This window comes from Microbacterium sp. che218, from assembly GCF_040436305.1.
GTDB lineage: Bacteria > Actinomycetota > Actinomycetes > Actinomycetales > Microbacteriaceae > Microbacterium > Microbacterium algihabitans.
Map to the genome: position 1 here is coordinate 2,091,236 of NZ_AP031501.1, position 20,472 is coordinate 2,111,707.

24 protein-coding genes are annotated in these 20,472 nt (G+C 71.2%); 13 read left to right on the forward strand and 11 right to left on the reverse strand.

Going from position 1 to position 20,472, the window contains the following annotated elements:
- Positions 1 to 73 precede the first annotated feature (73 nt).
- Positions 74 to 610 (forward strand): Lrp/AsnC family transcriptional regulator, encoded by a 537-nt coding sequence (locus tag ABXS86_RS09810; protein ID WP_144830646.1) that lies wholly within the window; start codon positions 74 to 76, stop codon positions 608 to 610.
- Position 611: 1 nt separating this feature from the next.
- On the opposite strand, the gene ABXS86_RS09815 is transcribed toward ABXS86_RS09810, so the two are convergent.
- Complete coding sequence (locus ABXS86_RS09815) at positions 612 to 962, reverse strand: hypothetical protein (protein WP_353664312.1); 351 nt, start codon at positions 960 to 962, stop codon at positions 612 to 614.
- 93 nt (positions 963 to 1,055) lie between these two features.
- Between ABXS86_RS09815 and ABXS86_RS09820 the strand changes: the two genes are divergently transcribed.
- The 3 genes from ABXS86_RS09820 to ABXS86_RS09830 all read left to right on the forward strand — a co-directional run bounded on the left by ABXS86_RS09820 (position 1,056) and on the right by ABXS86_RS09830 (position 3,352).
- Positions 1,056 to 2,309 carry an aminotransferase class V-fold PLP-dependent enzyme gene (locus ABXS86_RS09820; RefSeq protein WP_353664313.1) on the forward strand — a complete coding sequence of 418 codons (1,254 nt, stop codon included), beginning with the start codon at positions 1,056 to 1,058 and terminating at the stop codon, positions 2,307 to 2,309.
- Positions 2,306 to 2,761, forward strand: a complete 456-nt coding sequence (sufU, locus tag ABXS86_RS09825; protein ID WP_353664314.1) for a Fe-S cluster assembly sulfur transfer protein SufU — start codon at positions 2,306 to 2,308, stop codon at positions 2,759 to 2,761. The genes ABXS86_RS09820 and sufU overlap by 4 nt, the downstream gene beginning before the upstream one ends.
- A gap of 147 nt (positions 2,762 to 2,908) precedes the next feature.
- Entirely contained in the window at positions 2,909 to 3,352 is a 444-nt protein-coding gene (locus tag ABXS86_RS09830; RefSeq protein ID WP_307207748.1) for a hypothetical protein, read from the forward strand.
- Between the two features lie 72 nt (positions 3,353 to 3,424).
- Here ABXS86_RS09830 and ABXS86_RS09835 read toward each other — a convergent pair whose 3' ends face one another.
- Genes ABXS86_RS09835 through ABXS86_RS09850 form a run of 4 tightly spaced genes read right to left on the reverse strand, consistent with a single transcriptional unit; the run spans position 3,425 to position 6,648 of the window.
- Positions 3,425 to 4,402 (reverse strand): SRPBCC family protein, encoded by a 978-nt coding sequence (locus ABXS86_RS09835; RefSeq protein WP_353664315.1) that lies wholly within the window; start codon positions 4,400 to 4,402, stop codon positions 3,425 to 3,427.
- Between the two features lie 15 nt (positions 4,403 to 4,417).
- Entirely contained in the window at positions 4,418 to 4,768 is a 351-nt protein-coding gene (locus ABXS86_RS09840) for an ArsR/SmtB family transcription factor (protein ID WP_353664316.1), read from the reverse strand.
- 47 nt (positions 4,769 to 4,815) lie between these two features.
- Positions 4,816 to 5,889, reverse strand: a complete 1,074-nt coding sequence (locus tag ABXS86_RS09845; protein WP_353664317.1) for a DUF4241 domain-containing protein — start codon at positions 5,887 to 5,889, stop codon at positions 4,816 to 4,818.
- 9 nt (positions 5,890 to 5,898) lie between these two features.
- Positions 5,899 to 6,648, reverse strand: coding sequence for a DUF429 domain-containing protein (locus tag ABXS86_RS09850; RefSeq protein ID WP_353664318.1), 750 nt, complete (start codon positions 6,646 to 6,648; stop codon positions 5,899 to 5,901).
- Between the two features lie 82 nt (positions 6,649 to 6,730).
- Here ABXS86_RS09850 and ABXS86_RS09855 point away from each other — a divergent pair, with 82 nt between their 5' ends.
- Both ABXS86_RS09855 and ABXS86_RS09860 read left to right on the forward strand, forming a co-directional pair.
- A complete protein-coding gene (locus tag ABXS86_RS09855) occupies positions 6,731 to 7,102 on the forward strand; it encodes a hypothetical protein (RefSeq protein WP_353664319.1) in 372 nt (123 codons plus the stop codon).
- A gap of 37 nt (positions 7,103 to 7,139) precedes the next feature.
- Positions 7,140 to 8,021 (forward strand): helix-turn-helix transcriptional regulator, encoded by an 882-nt coding sequence (locus tag ABXS86_RS09860; RefSeq protein ID WP_353664320.1) that lies wholly within the window; start codon positions 7,140 to 7,142, stop codon positions 8,019 to 8,021.
- A gap of 99 nt (positions 8,022 to 8,120) precedes the next feature.
- Here the strand turns inward: ABXS86_RS09860 and ABXS86_RS09865 are convergent, their stop codons facing one another.
- Positions 8,121 to 9,320, reverse strand: a complete 1,200-nt coding sequence (locus ABXS86_RS09865; RefSeq protein WP_353664321.1) for an MFS transporter — start codon at positions 9,318 to 9,320, stop codon at positions 8,121 to 8,123.
- Between the two features lie 193 nt (positions 9,321 to 9,513).
- The gene (locus tag ABXS86_RS09870) at positions 9,514 to 10,599 is read right to left on the reverse strand and encodes a citrate/2-methylcitrate synthase (protein WP_353664322.1); all 1,086 of its coding nucleotides are present in this window, start codon (positions 10,597 to 10,599) and stop codon (positions 9,514 to 9,516) included.
- A gap of 52 nt (positions 10,600 to 10,651) precedes the next feature.
- Between ABXS86_RS09870 and ABXS86_RS09875 the strand changes: the two genes are divergently transcribed.
- The 3 genes from ABXS86_RS09875 (at position 10,652) to ABXS86_RS09885 (ending at position 12,605) form a co-directional block, all read left to right on the forward strand.
- The gene (locus tag ABXS86_RS09875) at positions 10,652 to 11,827 is read left to right on the forward strand and encodes a citrate/2-methylcitrate synthase (protein ID WP_353664323.1); all 1,176 of its coding nucleotides are present in this window, start codon (positions 10,652 to 10,654) and stop codon (positions 11,825 to 11,827) included.
- A 134-nt stretch (positions 11,828 to 11,961) separates the two neighbouring features.
- Positions 11,962 to 12,213 (forward strand): type II toxin-antitoxin system Phd/YefM family antitoxin, encoded by a 252-nt coding sequence (locus ABXS86_RS09880; RefSeq protein ID WP_307207718.1) that lies wholly within the window; start codon positions 11,962 to 11,964, stop codon positions 12,211 to 12,213.
- The gene (locus ABXS86_RS09885) at positions 12,210 to 12,605 is read left to right on the forward strand and encodes a type II toxin-antitoxin system VapC family toxin (protein ID WP_307207716.1); all 396 of its coding nucleotides are present in this window, start codon (positions 12,210 to 12,212) and stop codon (positions 12,603 to 12,605) included. Before ABXS86_RS09880 ends, ABXS86_RS09885 begins: the two co-directional genes overlap by 4 nt.
- A 108-nt stretch (positions 12,606 to 12,713) precedes the next feature.
- On the opposite strand, the gene ABXS86_RS09890 is transcribed toward ABXS86_RS09885, so the two are convergent.
- The 3 genes from ABXS86_RS09890 to ABXS86_RS09900 form a co-directional block, all read right to left on the reverse strand.
- Entirely contained in the window at positions 12,714 to 13,568 is an 855-nt protein-coding gene (locus ABXS86_RS09890; RefSeq protein WP_353664324.1) for an NTP transferase domain-containing protein, read from the reverse strand.
- Positions 13,562 to 14,758: a gephyrin-like molybdotransferase Glp gene (gene glp / locus ABXS86_RS09895; protein WP_353664325.1), complete on the reverse strand. Its 1,197-nt coding sequence runs from the start codon at positions 14,756 to 14,758 to the stop codon at positions 13,562 to 13,564. Before glp ends, ABXS86_RS09890 begins: the two co-directional genes overlap by 7 nt.
- 68 nt (positions 14,759 to 14,826) lie before the next feature.
- A complete protein-coding gene (locus tag ABXS86_RS09900; RefSeq protein ID WP_353664326.1) occupies positions 14,827 to 15,294 on the reverse strand; it encodes a GNAT family N-acetyltransferase in 468 nt (155 codons plus the stop codon).
- A 128-nt stretch (positions 15,295 to 15,422) separates the two neighbouring features.
- On the opposite strand from ABXS86_RS09900, the gene ABXS86_RS09905 reads away from it, so the two are divergent.
- The 4 genes from ABXS86_RS09905 (at position 15,423) to ABXS86_RS09920 (ending at position 19,361) form a co-directional block, all read left to right on the forward strand.
- A complete protein-coding gene (locus ABXS86_RS09905; RefSeq protein ID WP_307207709.1) occupies positions 15,423 to 15,917 on the forward strand; it encodes a DUF1990 family protein in 495 nt (164 codons plus the stop codon).
- 154 nt (positions 15,918 to 16,071) lie between these two features.
- Complete coding sequence (locus ABXS86_RS09910; protein WP_373459117.1) at positions 16,072 to 17,031, forward strand: carbohydrate ABC transporter permease; 960 nt, start codon at positions 16,072 to 16,074, stop codon at positions 17,029 to 17,031.
- Positions 17,031 to 17,972: a carbohydrate ABC transporter permease gene (locus ABXS86_RS09915; RefSeq protein WP_307207703.1), complete on the forward strand. Its 942-nt coding sequence runs from the start codon at positions 17,031 to 17,033 to the stop codon at positions 17,970 to 17,972. Before ABXS86_RS09910 ends, ABXS86_RS09915 begins: the two co-directional genes overlap by 1 nt.
- Positions 17,973 to 17,999: 27 nt before the next feature.
- Positions 18,000 to 19,361, forward strand: a complete 1,362-nt coding sequence (locus ABXS86_RS09920; protein WP_353664327.1) for an ABC transporter substrate-binding protein — start codon at positions 18,000 to 18,002, stop codon at positions 19,359 to 19,361.
- Between the two features lie 210 nt (positions 19,362 to 19,571).
- On the opposite strand, the gene ABXS86_RS09925 is transcribed toward ABXS86_RS09920, so the two are convergent.
- A complete protein-coding gene (locus ABXS86_RS09925) occupies positions 19,572 to 20,459 on the reverse strand; it encodes an Asp23/Gls24 family envelope stress response protein (RefSeq protein ID WP_307207700.1) in 888 nt (295 codons plus the stop codon).
- Between the last annotated feature and the right edge of the window lie 13 nt (positions 20,460 to 20,472).

The window sequence follows — 20,472 nt, forward strand, 5'->3', positions numbered from 1 at the left end:
ATGAACCACTGGGAGCAGAATGTCCAGCAACGTCGCGGAACCTACGAAGGATTCTGGACGAAGTGTCACGCCATTGGACGATACGGCGTACAAAATCCTCGCGGTCCTGCGAGATAACGGTCGCATCTCGATAGCCGCGCTCGCGGAGAAGGTCGGGATCTCACGCGCCAACGCCTACACGCGGGTCGAGGCCCTCGTGCAGGAGGGGGTCATCACGGGCTTCAGCGCGCAGGTCGACCATGCCCGCGCAGGGCTGTCGATCGGCGCGCTGGTCTTCGTGACGGTCATGCCGCAGGCCTGGGCCTCGTTCCGCGACCGGGTCGTCGAGATGCCCGACGTGGAGTGGTGCGCGATCACCACGGGCGAGCACGACGCGATGCTGCTGATCCGCGCCGTCGACGTCAGCGGCGTGCACGAGTTCTCGACGGGCGTCATCGCGCAGCTGCCCGAGGTGCGGACGGTGGTCAGCGTGGTCGTGCTCGACGAGGTCATCCGCCGCCCCTACCTGCTGCCCGCCGATCTGCCCGACCGGACGGCCACGAACACCTTGCTGGGCATGACGAGGTGGACGCCCGCGACCCCTGGCCGCGACACCCTGCCGCCCCGCTGAGTCAGGCGGAGATCTCCTCGCACACGCTCAGCTGCGGCGCACCGTGCATCTCGTAGTGCTCGACGAGGCGGATGCCGCCGGCCTCGGTCAGCTCGAGGTCGCTCTCGCCGTCTCCCGCGACCACGGTGCCGTCGGCGACCAGCACGTGCACGAACGACACCCAGATCTTGTCGGCGGTGCGCGTGCCCACGAACTTGCCGAAGGTCACGGTGTCTCCCTCGTACCCTCCCCAGATCGCCCCGTCGCGCTCGAAGTACTCGAAGATGCTGGGGGCCTCGGGATCGACGGCGGAGGTGGTCGACGAGACCATGCGGAATCTGCGGCCGTCGAGGGAGGGGAGCGTGGCGGTCATCTGTCGATTATGGGGGTCGCCTCGATCGACCCGACCCGCTCGCCCCTGAGACCGCACGGCACCCACCCACTCGGCGCGACGTAGCCTGGAGGGGTGAGCCTCCCCTTCGACGTCGCCGCCGTGCGCGCCGACTTCCCGATCCTCGAGACCGAGATCGACGGTCGGCCCCTCGTTTACCTCGACTCGGGCGCCACCAGCCAGAAGCCGCGCGTGGTGCTCGAGGCCGAACGCGAGTTCCTCGAGCAGGCGAACTCCGCCGTGCACCGCGGCGCCCACACCCTCGCGGCCGAGGCCACCGAACTCTTCGAAGACGCACGCGTCACCGTCGCCGAGTTCGTCGGCGCCGAGGCCGAGCAGCTCGTGTGGACGAGCGGCGCGACGGCCGGGCTCAACCTCGTCGCCGGGTCTCTCGGCTACCGCGGCGACCTGCAGATCCGCGAGGGCGACGAGATCGTCGTGACCGAGGCCGAGCACCACGCCAACCTCATCCCCTGGCAGGAGCTCGCCGCCCGCACCGGTGCGCGCCTGCGCCATATCCCCGTGCGCGAAGACGGCATGCTCGACCTGCACGCTGCGGCCGAGCTCATCGGCGAGCGCACCAAGGTCGTCGCCTTCCCGCACGTGTCGAACGTGCTCGGCATCGTGAACCCCGTCGCGAAGCTCGTCACCCTCGCTCGCGGCGTCGGCGCGCTGACCGTGCTCGACGCGTGCCAGTCGGCACCTCATCTGCGCCTCGACCTGCCGGCATCCGGAGTCGACCTCGCCGTCTTCTCGGGCCACAAGGTCTACGGGCCCTACGGCATCGGGGCGCTCTGGGGCCGCGACGAGGTGCTCGAGGCACTGCCGCCGTTCACCACCGGCGGGTCGATGATCACCACCGTCACCCTCGACCGGGCCGAGTACCTGCCCCCGCCGCAGCGCTTCGAACCCGGCACGCAGCCAGTGTCGCAGGCCGTCGGCCTCGCCGCCGCCGTGCGCTGGCTCGGCGAGCACGACCTCGACGCCGCGCACGCGCACGAGGCCGCGCTCGAGAAGCGCCTGCGCGAGGGGCTCCGCTCGATCGACGGCATCCGCCTTCTCGGAGACACGGATGCCGCCGAGCGCGTCGCCCTGCAGGCCTTCGAGGTGCAGGGCGTGCACGCGCACGATGTGGGTCAGTTCCTCGACGCGCGCGGCGTGGCCGTGCGCGTCGGCCACCATTGCGCGCAGCCGCTGCACCGCCGATTCGGCATGACGGCGTCGGTGCGCGCGAGCGCCGCGATCCACACCACGGAGGACGAGATCGACACCTTGCTCGATGCCGTCTCGGGCGTGCGCGGCTTCTTCGGCGTGGGGGCCGCGGCATGAGCGGGCTCGAGTCGCTCTATCAGGAGCTCATCCTCGACCACGCGAAGAACCGTCGGGGTTTCGGCCTGGCCGAACCCGGGGCGCACAGCGCGACCGTGCACCAGCGCAACCCGATCTGCGGCGACGAGATCACCCTGCGCGTCGACGTCGAGGGCGACCGCGTGGCATCCGTCACCTGGGAAGGCGCGGGCTGCTCGATCTCGCAGTCGTCCGCGTCGATGCTGGTCGCCCTGCTGCAGGAAGACGGCGGCGACGAGGGCATGACGAAGACCGACGTCGAGGCGCTGATCGCGCAGTTCCGCGAAGCGCTGCGCTCGCGCGGCAAGATCCCCCTCGACGAGGAGACCTTCGCCGACGCCGCCGCCCTGTCGGGGGTGTCGAAGTACACGGCCCGCGTGAAGTGCGCGATGCTCGCGTGGGTCGCGCTCGAAGAGGGACTGCGGCAGGCCTGAGGTCGCCGGTGCCCGCGGCACAACCTCAGCGACACGCACAAGCGCCGTCGGCATCCGCCGATCCGGGCTGAGAATGCGCGGATCGCGGAGGATACGCGCGGCCCGAGGCGCGCTAGCCTTCCGTCAGAGCACGAGAGGGCGGATGCGATGGCCACCGGTGGAGCAGGATTCAGCGACGAAGAACGCGCGGCGATGAAGCAGCGCGCCGAAGAGCTCACGGCCACGAAGGGCCTGAAGGGCGCGGCGAAGCTCGAAAAGGAGAACGAAGCCTGCCTCGAGGCGATCGACAAGCTCGAGGGCGTGGACCGCGCGATGGCCGAACGCCTGCACGTGATCGTGCTCGAAGAGGCCGCGCACCTCACGCCCAAGACGTACTACGGCTTCCCCGCCTACGCGAAAGACGGCAAGGTCGTCGTGTTCTACCAGCCGGCGTCGAAGTTCAAGACGCGGTACGGCACCGTCAGCTTCGACGACACCGCGCAGCTCGACGACGGACCGATGTGGCCGGTGTCGTTCGCGATCGCCGAGGTGACGGCCGAGGTCGAGAAGCGCATCCGCGAAGCCGTGCGCCGCGCGGCTCCCGCGGCCTGAGCCCGGCTGCGCCGGACGCCTCAGTCACCCCGAGCGGATGCCGCGACCCCGGGCCACGGCATCCGTCGCGCTTCACGCCAAGACGACGCGCTCCATCCGCTCGAAGCTCTGCTCCATGCCGTCGACCATGCCGGTGGCGAGCACGGTGTCGCGGGTGGCGGCGTCGGGATACTCGATCAGCAGGGTGACGAGCGTGGCGCCGTCCTCTTCGTAGAACGACAGGTCGTTCGTGGTCGAGGGGAAGTCGGTGCCGGTCATGTGCTCGGTCTGCACGATGCGCCGGGGCTCGTCGATCAGCAGTGTCGTGCCGTCGAAGCCGAAGCCCTCTCCCTCGGTGCCCGGTTCGGGCTCCCACGCGATGCGGTAGTCGCCGCCGACCGACACGTCGACTTCGGCGACGCTCATGCGCCAGCCGTCGGGGCCGAGCATCCACTGCCGCATGAGGTCGGGGTCGACGTGCGCGCGCCAGACGAGCTCGCGCGGACCCTCGATGAGCCGCGTGATGCGCACGTGCTGGTCATCGAGGATCTCGAGCTGCGTCCCCGTGCCCTGCGCGAACTCCCGGAGCCCTTGCAGCACGGCATCGAGCTGGTTGATGGCGAGGGTGGATCCTTCGACCGCGCCCATGGCGAGCACCTGCTCGAGGCCCTCGAGCGAGTCGAAGTACGTCACGTTCGTCAGGCGCGAGCCGGCATCGGTCTGATCGAAGGCGAAGGTCATGCGCATGGCCGGCATGCCGGGGATCGCGTCGCCGTTCTCGTCGACGAACGAATCGACCACCTCGAAGCCGCGGGGCTCGTCGATGTCGATGAACTCCCAGCTGCCCCGCGCGATCTCTCCGGTCGGGCTAGCCATCGCGTACCGCGCCCGGCCTCCACGCTCGAAGTCGAAGGTGGAGAAGGTGGCCGGCCAGCCGGGAGGACCCCAGAAGCGCTCGAGCTGACGTGGGTCGGTGAACACCTGCCAGAGGCGCTCGGGACCGGCCGCGAAGTCGGCGACCAGGGTCATGGTCAGCGCTTCGGCGTCGCTGTCGACGGATGTGACGGGCATGGCGGACTCCTTCGTCTAACTCTCGTTCGGGGTGAGTTCGGGTTCGCTCAGCAGGGCGTCGAGCCGATCGATGCGACCGCGCCACAGGTCTTCGTACGAGCGCAGCAGTTCTTGCGCCCGGGCAAGGGCGGCGGGATCGGCACGCACGAGTCGCACCCTCCCCTCCGCACGTTTGGTGATCAGCCGCGCCTCGGCGAGCACGGCGATGTGCTTCGACACCGCGGCGAACGACATCGCGTAGGCCGCCGCGAGCTGCGTCACCGATTGCTCGGAGACGAGCGTGCGCCGCACGATGTCGCGCCGCGTGGCATCGGCGAGGGCGTGGAACACCCGGTCGATGTCGGCGTCGCTCTGTTGTTCAACCATTTGGTTGCACGTTAGCGCGGCGTGGCGGGGCGCGCAAGAGGTGCCCGTCACAGGTGCCGCAGATTGCCCTCGTCGTCTTCGGTCACCAGCACCATGAAGTCGACGACGAGCTGCGCGACAGCGCCCGTCTCATCGAGCCCCCAGTACACCGGGTAGCTGCCGTCGCCGTAGCCCGACTCCGCGACGATCCCCTCGTCGGACCCTCCGAGCGCTACCTGCTGCACGCTCGGCGAGGGGGCGTACATGAAGGCGCTGAACGCCTCGGCCTTCGCCCGCCGGGTCATCTGCGCGTACGCGACGTAGTCGACGATGCACGCCGAGCCCGCGTCGACGCCGATGACGTGTCCCGGGCCGGAGACGAGGGCCGCCGGATGCCAGGTCGTCGGCATCCGCTCGCTGAAGAGCACGCGCAGGGCGGCGTTGCGACCGAAGCCCGTCACCCTCTCGACGGGATAGGTGCCCGGCGGCACGCTGCGCGCGAGCGGACGCGCGTCGTCGTTGTCGTAGCCGAGGTCGCACACGGCGAGGACGCCGGAGGTGGTGACGAGGATTCCCGCGGGTGAGACGCGCACCTCGGAGCTCTCGCCGGATCGCTTGTGCACGACCGTCCGCTCGGTGAAGTTGCGCACCTCGTCGAGGGTCCGCTGTTCGTCGGGTGCCACGCCCAGGGGCGCATCGGGCGACGCCTGGGCCGCGATCGAGAGCACCTGCTCGGCGTCGACGAACGGCAGACGCGGGTCGTCGAAGTGCTGCTCGATCGCGCTGATCCGCCACTCCCGCCCGACGCGTTCGAGCACGTACTCGTGCTTCTCGCGGGTCTGCGACTCGATCATCTCGGTCAGCACGTACGCGCGCTCCCCCTCGACCTCGGAGCGCACGATCTTCTCGACGGCCACGCCGTATCCGGGCGGTGTCCCGAACGACGAGTCGAGCGCGACGCGTTCGCCCGTGAGGTGATCGCGCTGCAGCGGAGCCACCAGCTCGCGCCACACGCCGAACGCGTCACGGCGCGTCGCCCGATCGTCGAACGCCGGCGCCGCCGCGCGCCACTGCGTGTCGTAATCAGTGAGAAAGCGCTGCACGCGCTTCTCGGCTCCCTTGGCCCCGCGGTCCCCGAACACCTGGTCAGCCTACGACTCGGGCAGCGCCTCGAGAGGCCCGTCCGGCAGTACGACCCAGCCCTCGCGGCGCGCGACGGAAAGCATGTCGGATGCCGGCTTCTCGAACGACCCGAGCGCTCCCGCGCGGGTGGCGAGAGCGGCGATGAGCGCGTCGAAAGCATCGGCTTTCGCGATCGCGAGCGGGGCGAACCCACGGATGTCGAGCCAGGGCGCGCGTTCGCGCAGCGTGTCGAGGAGGATCGCGCGCCGCGCGGCATCCACCCGGTAACCGGAGGTGTCGAAGCCCCACCGGCGCAGCGATCCGCCGGGGTACACCTCGAACAGGCGCCCCTCCCCCGCCCGGTCGACCGGGAAGCCGACCGCCGCGAGGCGCCGCAGCAGCCCCGCGCCGCGCAGCGCCGTCACGCCCAGCCGGTCGGTCGAGACGCTCAGCGGCCAGCGGCCGATGCGCTCGCGCACGACGTGGTCCGTGTGGCGGTAGACGAGCTTCCGGCGCCAGTCCGCGCCGCCCTCGACGGGGCCGAGCTCCGGCTCCGCGTCGGCGTGGTGGGCCCCGACGAAGTCGACGAAGGCGTCGGGCCAGCCCAGCGGGCAGTCGACCCCGAGCCACACCTCGCCCGAGGCGACGGATGCCACGATGTCGGCATCCGTCATGCCGATCTCGAGGCGCTCGAGCCGGGCCGCGCCGCCCGTCCAGGCGATCTCGGCGAGCGCGGTTCCGGGCGCGGCCGCGGCGAGGTCCACTCCGACGGTTCTCATCGCATCGAGCCTAGGCCGGGCCCGACGGGGGCGGCCCGTCAAGACGACGCTGAATCGGCCCGCGACCTGGGAGGATCAGCACATGGCAGACGAGGACCTCCCCGATTCGCTCGAACCGGCGATCCACGTTCCGCCGCGCGACGAGCCCCCCGCTCCGCCGACGCCCAAGGGCGACCTGCGGGTGGTGTCGATCATCGCCCTCGTCACCGGCGTGATCGTGATCGCCTGGTACCTGTTCCTCGTGACGGCGAGCGCGATCGCCCACCTCGAGAACCTGGCGTGGATCCAGATCGGCATGTGGGTGCTCGCGCTGGTGTCGTTCGTCTGCGGCATCCTGAGCCTGAATGCCCGCATGGCCCGTGAACTCGCCGCGGCGGGCTTCATCGCGGGGGTCGCCGCGGGGCTGCTGTCGATCTCGATCGGGTTCTTCAGCGGACTCGAACTGCTGAGCTGAGCGGAATACCGCCTGCCGCGCAGCGGTTCTCGCTCTCATGACGCCGGATGCCGCTCTGGAACGCGCCCTGTCGAGCATCGACGTGCGGCCGGGTCACGCGTGGCGGCAGACGCTCGCCGCGGGCGGCACCCTGTCGCTGAAACGCGGCGAGGCGGCGATCGTCTACCTGCGCGAAGGCGAGATCACCGGACGCACCGGCGCGCGTGCGGCCTGCACGGTCGATGCCGCCTCCGGCGAGGCGGCCACTCTCGACGGGGGCCGCACCCTTCTCGCCGGTGACGCGCTGATCTCGCTCGGCTGCCACGCCGTCGCCGTGTCGTCGCAGTCGGGCGCCGAGGTGACGGTGGTGCCGCTCGAGGTCGTCCCCACCTTCGACACGCGCGCTCTTCCGCCCCTGATCTTCGTCAGCGGTTTCGCCGGCGCCGAGCCGGCCGCCGCCGGACTCGCCGCTCATCTGGGTCTGCCGAAGCCGGGCACCGGTCGCCAGGGCGATGAGACGATCTGCCGACTCATGGTCACGACGGTGCTGCTGTCTGCTCTGCGCACGTGGGCCTCGACCCAGCGCGAGGCGTCGTGGCCGCCGCTCACCGACGACCCCTTCCTCACCCGTGTGGTCGCGGCCGTCGCCGACGATCCCGGGCACGAGTGGACCCTCGACCAGCTCGCAGCGCTCGGTGCGATGTCGCGGTCGGTGTTCGCCGCGCGCTTCCGCGAGGTGTTCGGCACCTCGCCCGCCTCGTACGTGACCGAGGTGCGCATGCGCCGGGCGAAGGAGCTCCTCGACGCCGGCACCTCGGTGTCGGAGACGTCGCGATCGCTCGGCTACGGCTCGGATGAAGGCTTCCGGCGCGCGTTCCGCCGCCACACCGGTGTCGCCCCCTCGGCCTGGCGCACCGCCCGGCGACCGCTGACCGTCTGACCCCGGACCATCGGTCGCAGCCGACGACCCCCTCGTCGAACGGGCGAGCGGCCCATCGATGACCTCCGCGGGGAGGTGCGCTGAGCCGCTCGCCTCTGTTCAGACGCGGGCGGGTCGGCGTGAGCGCAGGGAGAGCCCGAACAGCACGGCCCCGATGATCAGGAGCGCGATGCCGATGGCATCCGCCGCGAACACCCCTGCGGCATCGACGAGGATGCCGCCGGCGCCCGCCGCGATGGTGATCGCCAGCTGAAAACCGGTGACGACGAGGCTACCGCCCGCCTCGAGACGGTCGGGCATGAAGTGCCCCACCCAGGTGTTCACGATGATCAGCCACGACGAGAAGAAGAAGCCCCACACCAGCACCGCCGCGGCCACCGCGGCGAAGGCTCCGGGCAGAAGGGCGACCGCCGCGATCGCCAGCGCGATGGCGAGAGGCCCGATGACCGCGAGGCGGGCGAACGCCCGGTCGACGATCATGCCCACGGCGATGTTGCCGACGAACCCGCCGACGCCGAAGAGGGCGAGCAGCAGCACGATCGTGCCGGCGGTGACGTCGGGGATGCGCTCGAGCGAGAGCCGCACGTACGTGTAGGCGAGGAAGTGGCCGAGCACGACGAGCACGTGACCCGCCATGCCGCCCAAGACGCCGGACCGGCGCAGGGTGTCGCCCAGGATGCGCAGGCTCGACGCCGCCGCCGGCGGCACGGGCGGCAGCACGACCCGCACGGCCATGCCGACGAGGGCCGTGGCGACGGCGATCAGCAGGAAGGCCAGTCTCCAGTCGAGGGCCTCGCTGAGGGCGACTCCGATCGGCACGCCCGCCACCGTGGCCAGCGACAGGCCCGCCGAGCCGAACATCATCGCCCGTCCGATGCGGTCGGGGCTCGACAGGCGCGCGGCCACGGTGATCGACATGGACCAGAACGCGCTGATGGCGGCGCCCAGCAAGAAGCGCGCGATCAGGATCGCGGGAAGACTCGGGGCGATCGCGACCACGAGGCTCGAGATCGCGGCCGACGCCGCCGCGGCGACCAGGAGCGAGCGGCGATCGAGCCGCGGCAGCAACAGCCCCACGGTCGGGGCGAACAGGAGGCCGGCGAGAGCGGTGACGGTGACGGTCTGGCCCGCCTGCCCGGGCGTCACGCCGAGGGCGGCGGCCATCTCGGTGAGCACGCCGTTGGGGAGGAACTCGGCCGTGACGAGCAGGAAGCTCAGCAGCATCACGACGACGAGTCCGCCGTAACGCATCACGGGGACCCCCGCGACGGGGGTGGGAACGGGAGCGGTGGTGGTCATGCTCCGATGCTCGTCCGGCGCGGGAGGGGGCGCCCGACCGTTCGTCCGCGGCATCCGACCGATCGTCCGGGCCGGCGGTCCGCCGCCGTCCTGCGGACCCCGACCTCGACACGCCGCCCCGCCCGCCCGTTCTCGCGGCGCGTCGCCCGCGGCATCCGCACGACGGCACCCGGCCCGGGCCGACGACCCCGGATCACCCCGCGAACGGCCGCCCCACGTACCGCGCGGCGGGGCGGATGATCTTCGGGTCGGCCGCCTGCTCGAGCACGTGCGCGCTCCAGCCGATCGTGCGGGCCAGGGCGAAGGTCGGCGTGAACATCTCGCGCGGAATGCCGCAGTCCTCCATGACCACCGCCGCATAGAACTCGACGTTGGCGTGCAGAGGGCGTTCCGGATGCCGCGCCGCGAGCTGCCGCTCGGCCTCGACCTGGAACGCGAGAGCCTGGGCCACGCGCGGGCCGCCGAACTGCTCGGCGACACCGCGCAGCAGCTCGGACCGCGGGTCGCTCGTGCGGTACACCGCGTGACCGAAGCCCATGAGGCGCCGCCCTGCCTGCAGCTCCCCCGCGATCCATGCCGCCGGGTCATCGCCGGCACGGTCGAGGCCGTCGAGCGCGCGGGCCGGGGCTCCCCCGTGCAGCGGTCCCGACAGGGCGCCGAGGGCGCCGGTGAGGCACGACGCCATGTCGGCCCCGGTCGACGCGATGACCCGGGCCGTGAAGGTCGAGGCGTTGAAGCCGTGGTCCATCGCCGCGATCAGGTAGGCCGACAGGGCGCGCACGTGCCGCTCGTCGGGGTCGTGCCCGGTGACCCGCGCGAGGTAGTCCGCCACGATCCCCCGCCCGGTCGATGCGTCGCCCGGGGCGAGGGCGAGCGACGCCATGGCCGCGAACGCGATCGCCTCGTCGAGCCGGTCGGCGGGGTCGAGGTCGTACAGCGGTTTCGACGAGCGGGCGGATGCCGCGAGCGTCCACACCGCGCGCAGCGCCGCGAGCGGCTGGTCGGTGCGCGCAGCGACGGCGGAGATCAGCTCGGGGAGTCGGGGATGGCCCTGCGCCGCGGTCACGCGAGCGGCGAAGGAGGCTCGGGCCGTGGCATCCGGAAGCTCTCCGACCACCAGCAGATGCCAGACGTCTTCGAACGAGTGCGACCGAGCGAGGTCGACGGCCGCGTGACCGCGGTAGTGGTACCAGCCCTCCTCGCCGTTGACGTCGCTGATGGTCGTTTCGGCCGCGACGACGCCGTTGAGGCCGCGGGGCACATCGATCAGGTCGCTCATGGGCTCAGTGTGCGAACCTGACGGTCACAGCGTCAACGTTGATCGGATCAATATGACCCTCCCCCGCCTGACCGCCGCGCAGGTCGCCGCCCGCCTCGGCGTGAAAGCCGAGACCGTCTACGCCTACGTCTCGCGCGGACTGCTGACCCGCGAGCGCGACGCGCACGGCTCGAGCTTCGACGCGCTCGAGGTCGAGGCCTTCGCCGCGGCGCGTCTGCGCACGCCCGCTCGGACGCCGACGCACCCGACGACCGGCATGCCGCTGGGGGTGGTGCAGACGCAGATCGCCGACATCGAAGACGGCGAGCTGCTGTACCGCGGTCGCCGTGCCCGCGACCTGATCGGCACCCCGTTCGCCGAGGCCGTCGCATGGTTGTGGGGCGTGGAGCGGGTCGATGCCCCCGACCCGGCGATCGGCAGCGCCCGCGCCATGGTCGAGGCTCTCCCCCTGCATGCCGGAGCGATGGACCGCCTCCGCGCGGCGGTGACGGGCTTCGCGGCCGACGACCCGCTGCGCTACGACGCGTCGGCCGCGACCGCCCACCGCATCGGCTGGACGCTGATCACCGGTCTCCCGGTCGCCCTGGGAGGGACCCCCGACGTCGACCTCGCGCGCTCGCTCGTGAGCGGCTGGAGGGGATCGGCGGATGCCGCGACCCTGAGCGCTGTCGACGCCGCGCTCGTGCTGCTCATGGACCACGACCTGGCCGTGTCGACGTTCGCCGCGCGAGTCGCGGCCTCGGCGCGCGCGGACGGGTACGCCGCGATCAGCGCGGCCCTCGGCGCGGCCGACTCTCCGCTGCACATCTCGGCGGCGACGCGCACCGCGCGCCTGCTCACCCGCGTGCGGCGCGGACAGGAACCCGAGCGCGCCCTCGCGGAGACGCTGCGCGAGGGCAGCGGCATCCCGGGCTTCGGTCATCCCCTCTACCGCGAGGGCGACGATCGCGCCGACGCGCTGTTCCCGCTGATCGCCGCGCTTCCCGACGGGGCCTCGGCGATGGATGCCGTGGAGCGCCTCTCGGCCGTCGTCATCGACCGCACGGGGCTCCGGCCCAACGTCGACCTCGCTCTGGCGGCCCTGGTGTCGGCCGCGCGCCTGCCCGACGACGCCGCCAGCACGATCTTCGTGCTCGGTCGCATCGCGGGGTGGACCGCGCACATCACCGCCGAGTACGCCGAGCCGGCGATGCGACTGCGCCCCCACGGGCAGTACGTGGGGCCGTGAGGCGCGGCTTCGACACGTTCAGCCACCCCGATGGGAGGTCCCTGAGCCTGTCGAAGGGCCCGGGCGACGACATGACGGGACGACCACGGGTGAATTTTCTCCGTCCTAGCCAGGAACCTGGCTAGCCTGGCGCCATGATGTACAACGTGCTCGAGGCGCGCAACAACCTCTCGAAGCTGATCGCCGAGGCCGAGTCCGGCGTCGAGGTCACGATCGCGCGGCGCGGGGTTCCGGTCGCGCGGATCGTTCCGATCGACGCTCAGCCTCCGCGGCCGCGCAACGCCTTCGCGAAGTGGTTGGAGGAGAACCCCCTGACGCCCGAGCTCGCGCGACCGGTCGAAGAGATCGAGGCGATCATTGCTGAGAATCGCGCGGCAGGGGCGTGATTTACGTCGACAGCTGCCTGGTCATCTATGCGGCCGAGCGCGACGACAGTGTCGGCGACCGCGCGCGCAAGGCTCTCGCTGCAGCTCACGCCCCGTTGGCGGCGAGCCCGCTCGTGATGCTCGAAGCGATGGTCGGACCCATGCGCGAGCGAGGCGCCGAGTCGCAGCTTCACATGTGGAGCGTCTTCGATCGTTTCGAGATGTTGCCGATCGAGCCCGACGCCTATGTCCGCGCTGCACGTCTGAGAGCTCGCAATCCCGGCCTGCAAACGGCAGATGCGCTGCACCTCGCCGTCGCGCAAGAGGAGGGGTGCTCGCTGCTGTGGACGAACGACTCGCGTCTGGCCGCGATCGCGCCGGGGTTCGCGGTCGACGTGCTGAGGGCCGCCTGACCCTCGTCGAGAGGCGCCGACCAGCGCCAACAGACTCTCCGCAGCCCCGGCGAGCCAGGGCCTCTCGGCCCGCGACCACGCGACGACCAGCCCCTCAGGCCGCGCGGCTCAGCGGTTCTCCCACCCGCGGGCCATCTCCACCACCGCGGCGACCGCGGCGTCGGTGTCGGCGGGTGAGCCGCCGGCTCGACCGGCGACCAGACCCGCGACGAACGCGCTGAGCGGTGCCGCCGGGCGGGCCACCCCGTTCGCGACGTCGCGCGCGAGATCGAGGATCAACGAGATCGGGATGTCACCCTCGGCCAGATCGAAACGCTCCGCCAGGGCGGCGCTCCAGTCGTTCAGCGCCTCGGGCGGCAGCGTGCGAGATTCGGTCATGACTCCTCCTCGGGCCGTCGGGCGGGTCGACGACCGCGCCTGCGTCAGATCGTCCCACGTGTCGACGTCGCGCGTCAGGGACTCGTCCGCGGTGATCGCGGTGACGAGCAGCCCGCCCAGCAGCGCGCGCATCGAGGCGTCGCGCCCGTCATCGGGCAGGGCGAATGCCGCCTCTCGCAGCGCCCCGGTGCGGTATCGACCGATCAGCCACTGCCGACGCCCGTCGTCGAGGCAGGCGCCGTCGGCATCCGGAGTCACCTCGTCGGGCAGCAGATCGACGGCGGCGCGAGCGGTCGGCAGATCGCACGCGAGCACGTAGACCTCGTCGGCGCGCACGCGGGCGAGGGCGGCGACGATGCCCGCGACCGGTCCGCCGAAGGGAGGGTCTTCGCGCACCCACTCGACGTCGAGGTCGTCAGCGAGCACCGGTGCTGCCACGACGATCCGCTGTGCACCGTGGGACCGCACGGCCGCGATCGCCGCGTGCAGCAGGGTCGTGCCGTTCACCTCGAACAGCGGCTTCGTCGCCCCGTCGACCCGTGAGGCGCGTCCGCCGGCGAGCAGGATCGCATCGACACTCACCACAGCAGCACCTCGACCGGATCGGCCGCGGCGATCCCCCGCGTGCTCGGGGGGATCACGGCGAGGCCGTTCGCGTCACCGAAGCCGCGCGTGCCGCGCTCGACGGGCTCTGCCACCGGATGCGCGGGGTCTGACCGGTCGATCCGCACGGGAACGTACTGCGCCCGCTCAGGCCGTGCGCGCCAGTCGACGGCGAACGGCACCACGGCACGGGAACGGCCGAGCTCACTGTCGCCCTCGAGCGCCCGAAGGGCGGGACGCACGAAGAGCTCGAACGACACCGCCGCGCTGACCGGGTTGCCCGGCAGGCCGAACAGCAGCGTCCCCGCCGCCGAGCGACCGAAGCCCTGCGGCTTTCCGGGCTGCATGCGCACGGGCTCGAATCGCATGAGATCGCCGAGGGTGTTCTTCACGACCTCGTAGGCCCCCGCGCTCACCCCGCCCGAGAACACGACGACATCGGCCCCCGCGGCCTCGGCGGCGGCGATCGCGCGGCGTGGCCCGTCGCCGCTGTCGTCGACGCTCGTGCGCAGCACCACCTCGGCCCCCGCCTCTTCGGCGAGGCCCGCGAGGAGCACGCTGTTCGACTCGGGGATCTGCCCGCGCCGCAGCGGTGTCCCCGCCGGTCGCAGCTCGGATCCCGTCGAAACGATCGCCACCCGCGCGGCGCGCGCGACCGAGACGGTCCCGACTCCGGATGCCGCGATCGCACCGACCCGTCCCGCGGTCAGTCGCACCCCGGCGGCGGCGACGAGTGATCCGGCCCGCACGTCGGAGCCGCGTCGACGGATGTGCGCGCCGGGCCCGCGGGGGGCCGTGAGCACCGTCACCGGGCCGAGCCCGCCCTCGAGCCCCTCGGCGGTCTCTTCGAACGGCACCACGGCGGTCGCGTCGGTGGGCACGGGGGCTCCGGTCATGATGCGCACCGCGTCCCCAGGCCCGATCGGCGGGTCGAGGTCGACGCCGGCCGGCAGGTCGGCGACCACCCGCAGAGTCGTCGGCACCCGGGTGATGTCGTCGGCCCGCACGGCGAAGCCGTCCATCGCGGAGCAGTCGAACCCCGGCACATCGACCGCGGCGTGCACCCCGGCCCGCAGCACGCGGCCTCGTGCGGCCGCGACGTCACGCGGCTCGGATTCCAGCGGCACGACCGCCTCGAGGATCGCGGCGAGGTGCTCGGCGACGTCGATCACGCGAACGGAGCGGGGACTGTCGAGACCATGCCTTCAGCGTAGGCGCGGCCGCCGACACCGCCCACGCGTCAGAGGTCGAACCGGTGCGGAATGCCGCTGTCGCCGTCGCCCTCGCGATACGGCACGAAGCCCATCGCGACGTAATAGGCGAGACCGGGGGCATTGTCGGCGCCGATCGTGGCGTCGATGTGACGGAGTCCGGCGTCCTGCGCCGCGGCGACCGACCGCGCGAACAGACTCCGGCCGATGCCGCTGCGCCCCATGTCGGGGTGGATGTGGGTGCCGATGATGCCCCAGCCCTCCTCCACGCCGTACGGGTTTCCCGCCCACGCGCGCTTGAGCGACTGGAAGCCGATCACCACCCCGTCGCGCACCGCCACCGTGAGGACGATCGTGTGCTCGGCGTCGTCGAGATAGCGCTCGCGCACGAAGTCGGCGTCGACCGCCCACGCACGCAGCCCCGCCCGGTGGATGGCGTTCTGCACCTCGACCATGTCGTCGAGATCTTCGGGGCGCGCGTCGCGGAACTCGATCATGCGGTCATCCTTGCACTGCTTCTGATGCGCATGTCGGCGTGCCATGCGCCCCTCACCCGACCGCGACGGCGCTCCGACCGACGCGCAAGCCCGACGGCATCCGGATGCCGCTGCCCTACCGTGATCGCATGGACGGCCTGACGTACGCCGAGGTCGGCGCGACGGGCGGCACGATGCCCGCGGGCTACCACCACGTGCGCGCGCGGCGCGTGATCGGCCGCGGTCGCGCGGACTTCGAGCGCGCGGCCGACCTGCTGTTGGCGGGTGAGGCGCAGCGACGCGCGGGGGCGCGGGTGGCGCTGTCGGAGACGCCGATGCGCGTGGGCACACGCGTCACGATGCGCCTGGGTCTCGGCATCCTGAGCTTCCGGATCCCCTGCCTGGTCGTGTGGGCCGAGCGCTCGGCCACGGTCGCGGGTTTCGCCTATGGAACGCTGCCGGGTCACCCGGAGCGCGGGGAGGAACGCTTCACGCTGACGCTTCGGCCGGACGACGAGGTGGTGTTCGAGATCGCCGCCTTCTCGGCGCCCGGCCGCTGGTTCACCCGCATCGGTGCTCCCCTCGGTCGTCGCGTGCAGGCGTGGATGACCGAGCGCTACCTGCGCGCACTCGACGCGCGCTGAACCGGCCTTTATCCCACGTTCGGCCGCCCTTGGCAACGCCCTGGACCTCTTCTCGCGGCTTCTCGACCCTGGCGAAGCGCTTCTCGACGACGAGGGCGCGCGCGAGAGGAGACCCCATGAGCATCGAGATCACCGCCGCCGACCGGTCCTTCCGGTGACGGTCTCCCCCGCCCGGCCTCGCACTCCCCTCACGAAACGCCGCCCTCCGCGGCAGAAGGTGAAGTACAACCGCCGCGAGGCGATCGCCGGCTACCTGTTCATCTCGCCCTGGATCATCGGGTTCCTCGTCTTCACGGCGGGGGCGATGATCTACAGCCTCGTCATCTCGTTCTCGAGCTACAACCTCGCGACGGGGGCCGCCCGACCGGTCGGCGTCACGAACTACTCTCAACTGTTCGAAGATCCGCGGGTCGCCGTCTCGCTCGGCAACACGCTGTTCTACGCCGTCATGGCGGTGCCGCTCGAGATCGCCTTCGCCCTGGTCCTCGCGTTGCTGCTGAGCCGGGTCGGCCGCGGGGCCGGCATCTTCCGCACGCTCTACTACCTGCCGAAGATGACGCCGGCGGTCGCCACCGCCGCGGTGTTCTTCCTGCTGCTGAACGGCAATTCCGGCGCGATCAATCAGGCGCTCCGAGCCGTCGGCATCCCCGGTCCGCAGTGGCTCGTCGACCCGGCGTGGGTGAAGCCGAGCATCGTCCTGATGGCACTGTGGACCGTCAGCGGCACCATGGTCATCTTCCTCGCGGCCATCAAGAACGTGCCCGTCGACCTCTACGAGGTCGCGCAGATCGACGGCGCAGGTCCCGTCCGCCGCTTCTTCTCCATCACTCTGCCGATGATTTCGGGCGCGATGTTCTTCAACGTCATCGTGCTGACGATCGCGGCCTTCCAGGTGTTCGACCAGGCCTACCTGCTGTTCTGGCGCGACCAGAGCAACGCCTCGCCCGAAGCATCGCTCTTCTACGCGATCTACCTCTTCCAGCAGGCGTTCCGGCAGTTCAACTTCGGCTTCGCTGCGGCGATGGCGTGGCTGCTGTTCGTGATCATCCTGCTCATCACGATCGTGCAGGTGCGCCTCGGCAACCGCTTCGTCTACTACGAGGGGGACCGCTGATGGCCGACACCCTGCAGACCCCGGGCGTCGCTCAGGCCCGGCCCGAGCTGGCGGCATCCGTCACGAGGACGCCGCGATGGCGCCGTGCGCTGAAGCAGCCCAAGACCCTGGCGGGCCGCGTGGTCCTCGCGGCGGTGCTGGTCGTCTTCGCGCTGCTGTTCCTCTACCCCTTCGCGTGGCTGCTCGCGGCGAGCCTCAAGCCGCGCGGCGAGGTGTTCGACAACGCCCTGATCCCGAAGACCTTCACCCCGGGCAACTACGCCGAGGTGTGGACCCAGCTCCCGCTGCTCAGCTGGATGTTCAACAGCGTCGCGATCGCCCTGCTGGCGGCGACGACCGTCGCGGTGATGAGCTCGATCGTCGCTTTCGGCTTCGCGTACTTCCGCTTTCCCGGCCGCGGGCTGCTGTTCGGGCTCGTGCTCGCGACGATGATGCTGCCCGGTGCGGTCACGATGATCCCGATCTACCTGATCTGGAAGGAGACCGGGCTGCTCGGCACCTGGGTGCCGCTGTGGGGCATGAATCTCTTTGGCTCGGCCTTCTACATCTTCCTGCAGAGGCAGTTCTTCCTCGGTGTCCCCCGGGAGTTGTTCGAGGCGGCGCGGCTCGACGGTGCCAGCGCCTGGGGCCTGTTCTGGCGCATCGCGATGCCGCTGTCGATCCCGTCGTTCATCATCGTGTTCCTGTTCGAGTTCCAGGCGAGCTGGAACAACCTCCAGGCCGCGCTCATCTACCTCAACGCCGGCAGCGTCGAGGAGTTCACCGCGCCGCTGGGCATCGCCTACGCCATGACGAAATACAGCCCCAGCGCGGGCGGCCAGGGCGACTACCAGTACGTGATGGTCGCTTCGCTGCTGGTGACCCTCCCAATGCTGATCATCTTCGCCTTCGGTCAGCGCTACTTCATCGAGGGCGTCGCGACCCAGGGCCGCAAAGGCTGACACTCCCCCCTCTCGAAAGGACACATCATGCGAAAGCGCTCCCTCGCCGGCGCCGCGGTCGTCGCGGCATCCGCCATCGCCCTCACCTCGTGCAGCGCGGGCTCCGACGACCCCGCCGCCGACGTCGACTTCTCCGCCGCACCGACGGGCGCTCTCGCCGCGTGGGGCTTCGAGAACGCGGATGACGTGGGGCAATCGCGCCTCGACTACGCCGCCGACCAACTCCCCGACGTCGAGGTGACCCTGGATGCCACGGCCTTCGACGCCCAGAAGTTCACGACCCGCATCGCGAGCGGCGACGTCCCCGACGTGGTGCAGATGGACCGCCGCTACGTCACCACCTACGCCGCGCAGGGTTTGCTGATCCCCCTCGACGCGTGCTTCGAGGCCGAAGGCGTCACCCCGAACGAGCGCTGGTACCAGAACGTCGTCGACGACGTGACCTACGACGGCGGCGTCTACGCGGTGTCGCAGTTCTACCAGCCGCCCGCGATCCTGCTGAACATGAACGTGCTGAACGAGGCCGGGGTCACCCCCGCTGAGTTCGACACCTCGAAGATGGACGGACTGCTCGCCGCTGTCCGCAAGATCTACCAAGCCTCCGGCGGCACCCCGTCGCGTCTCGGCTTCGATCCCGTCGCGACGGGACAGGGCGGACTCTGGGTTCTCGGCATGGGCGGACAGCTGACGGATGCCGAGGGCAAGCCGACCCTCGACGATCCCGCCAACGCGGCGGGTATCGACGCGCTGAAGCAGATCACCGACGCCCAGGGCGGCTATGCGGCGGTGAAGAGCTTCACCGACTCCTTCGACACGTTCGGCGACGCCAACCAGTTCGTGAAGAACCAGGTCGGCGCGCAGGTGGCCAACCAGTGGTACCCGAACGTGCTCGGCGCCTACCGCGACCAGGTCTCGCTGCAGGCGGTCCCGTTCCGCGATGCAGAAGGGCAGCCGTTCTCGCTCGCATCGGGCACCGCGTTCGCGATCCCCGTGGGGGCGAAGAACCCCGCGGCGGCCTGCGCCTGGATGACCGACCTCACCTCGACCGACGCCTGGATGGCGGCCGGCGCCGCGCGCGCCGCGACGATCGAGAGCAAGGGCGGGCTCAACACCGGCCTGTTCACCGGTTCGCCCGAGGCCGACGCGAAGATCCGCGATCAGTTCGTGGTGCCGACCGGCGACAGCGGCTTCGATCAGGTGATCTCGACGTACTACGACGTGGTCGAGAGCGGGAAGTCCTTCGGTTCGTCGCCCGCCGGGCAGGACATCCAGAACGAGCTCAACAACGCGATCACCGCGGTCCTCCTCGGCGACAAGACGACCGAGCAGGCCCTGGCCGACGCGCAACAGGCCGCGCAGCGGGCGTACGACAACGCGACGGCGAAGTAGCGCGACGCGCACGGGGCGGGCGAAGCCCCGCGCCCGCCCCGTCGCGTGCACAACTCCGGAAGAACGGCCGCCCCGCGCGCACACTCCCGCCGAATTCCGGCGTCCCGCACCCCTGGTCCCCGCAGAATTCAGGAGTTGTGCACGCGGTGCGGTCAGCGGACAGACCGAAGGCCCCGCCGAAGCGGGGCCTTGGGGTCCAGCGGATGCGGCTCAGGGGCGCGGACGCTCGTCCTCGACCACTGACTGCACGCTGTCGGTCGCGGGGGTCTTGTCGTCGGCGCGCACCTCGTCGGCGGCGATCGCGATGTCGATCGCGGCGTCCTCGAGGGCTTCCGCGACGACGTCGCTCACGTCTCCGCGGTCGTCGGCCGCCGGCGTGGTGCGCTCGGGCTCGAGACCCTCCGTCACGCGGTCCGCGGCCGCGATGTCCGACTCCGCGTCAGCCGCAGCCACGCGCTCGCGCGCTTGGCGGACCGTCTCGTTCACGGCGGCGGCGGCTCCGGCCGCGACGTCCTTCGTCTTCGACACGGCGGTGTCGATGGTCTCCGACGCGCTGGCCGCGAGGTCCTTCGACCGTGCACGCACGTCATCGGCCGCTTCCGACGCCCTGGCCTTCGCGTCATCGGCCACGGCCGACGCGCGATCCGCGACGTCCCTCGCCTTGGCCTTCGCGTCATCGGCCACTTCCGAGGCGCGGGCGGCGACGGCATCCGCCCGTTCTTCGGCCTCGGCCACGACATCGCGGTCGAACGGTCCGAAGACGCCCGTCACCACGACGTCGACGTCGACCCGACCGCGGCCCAGCGGCTCGAGCGCGGTGCGAACGGCCCGGCGGACCTCGTCCGACACCTCGCGCAGCTTGTGCGGGTAGTCGACGACCAGCGAGATGGTCGCGGTGACGCCGTCAGCGCGGTCGGTGTCGATCTTCACGCCCGGGGCGGTGCGGGCGAGGCCGACGCGCTCGCGGACGGCGTCGGACGCGCGTCCGAGCAGGCTGCCCAGCGCGTGCACGCCCGGAACGGAACCGGCGGCGGTCGCCGCGAGCGTTGCCGCCGCCTCGAGATCGGGCGGGTCGATGGTCGCATCGATAGTGGTCATGACGTCTCCTCGT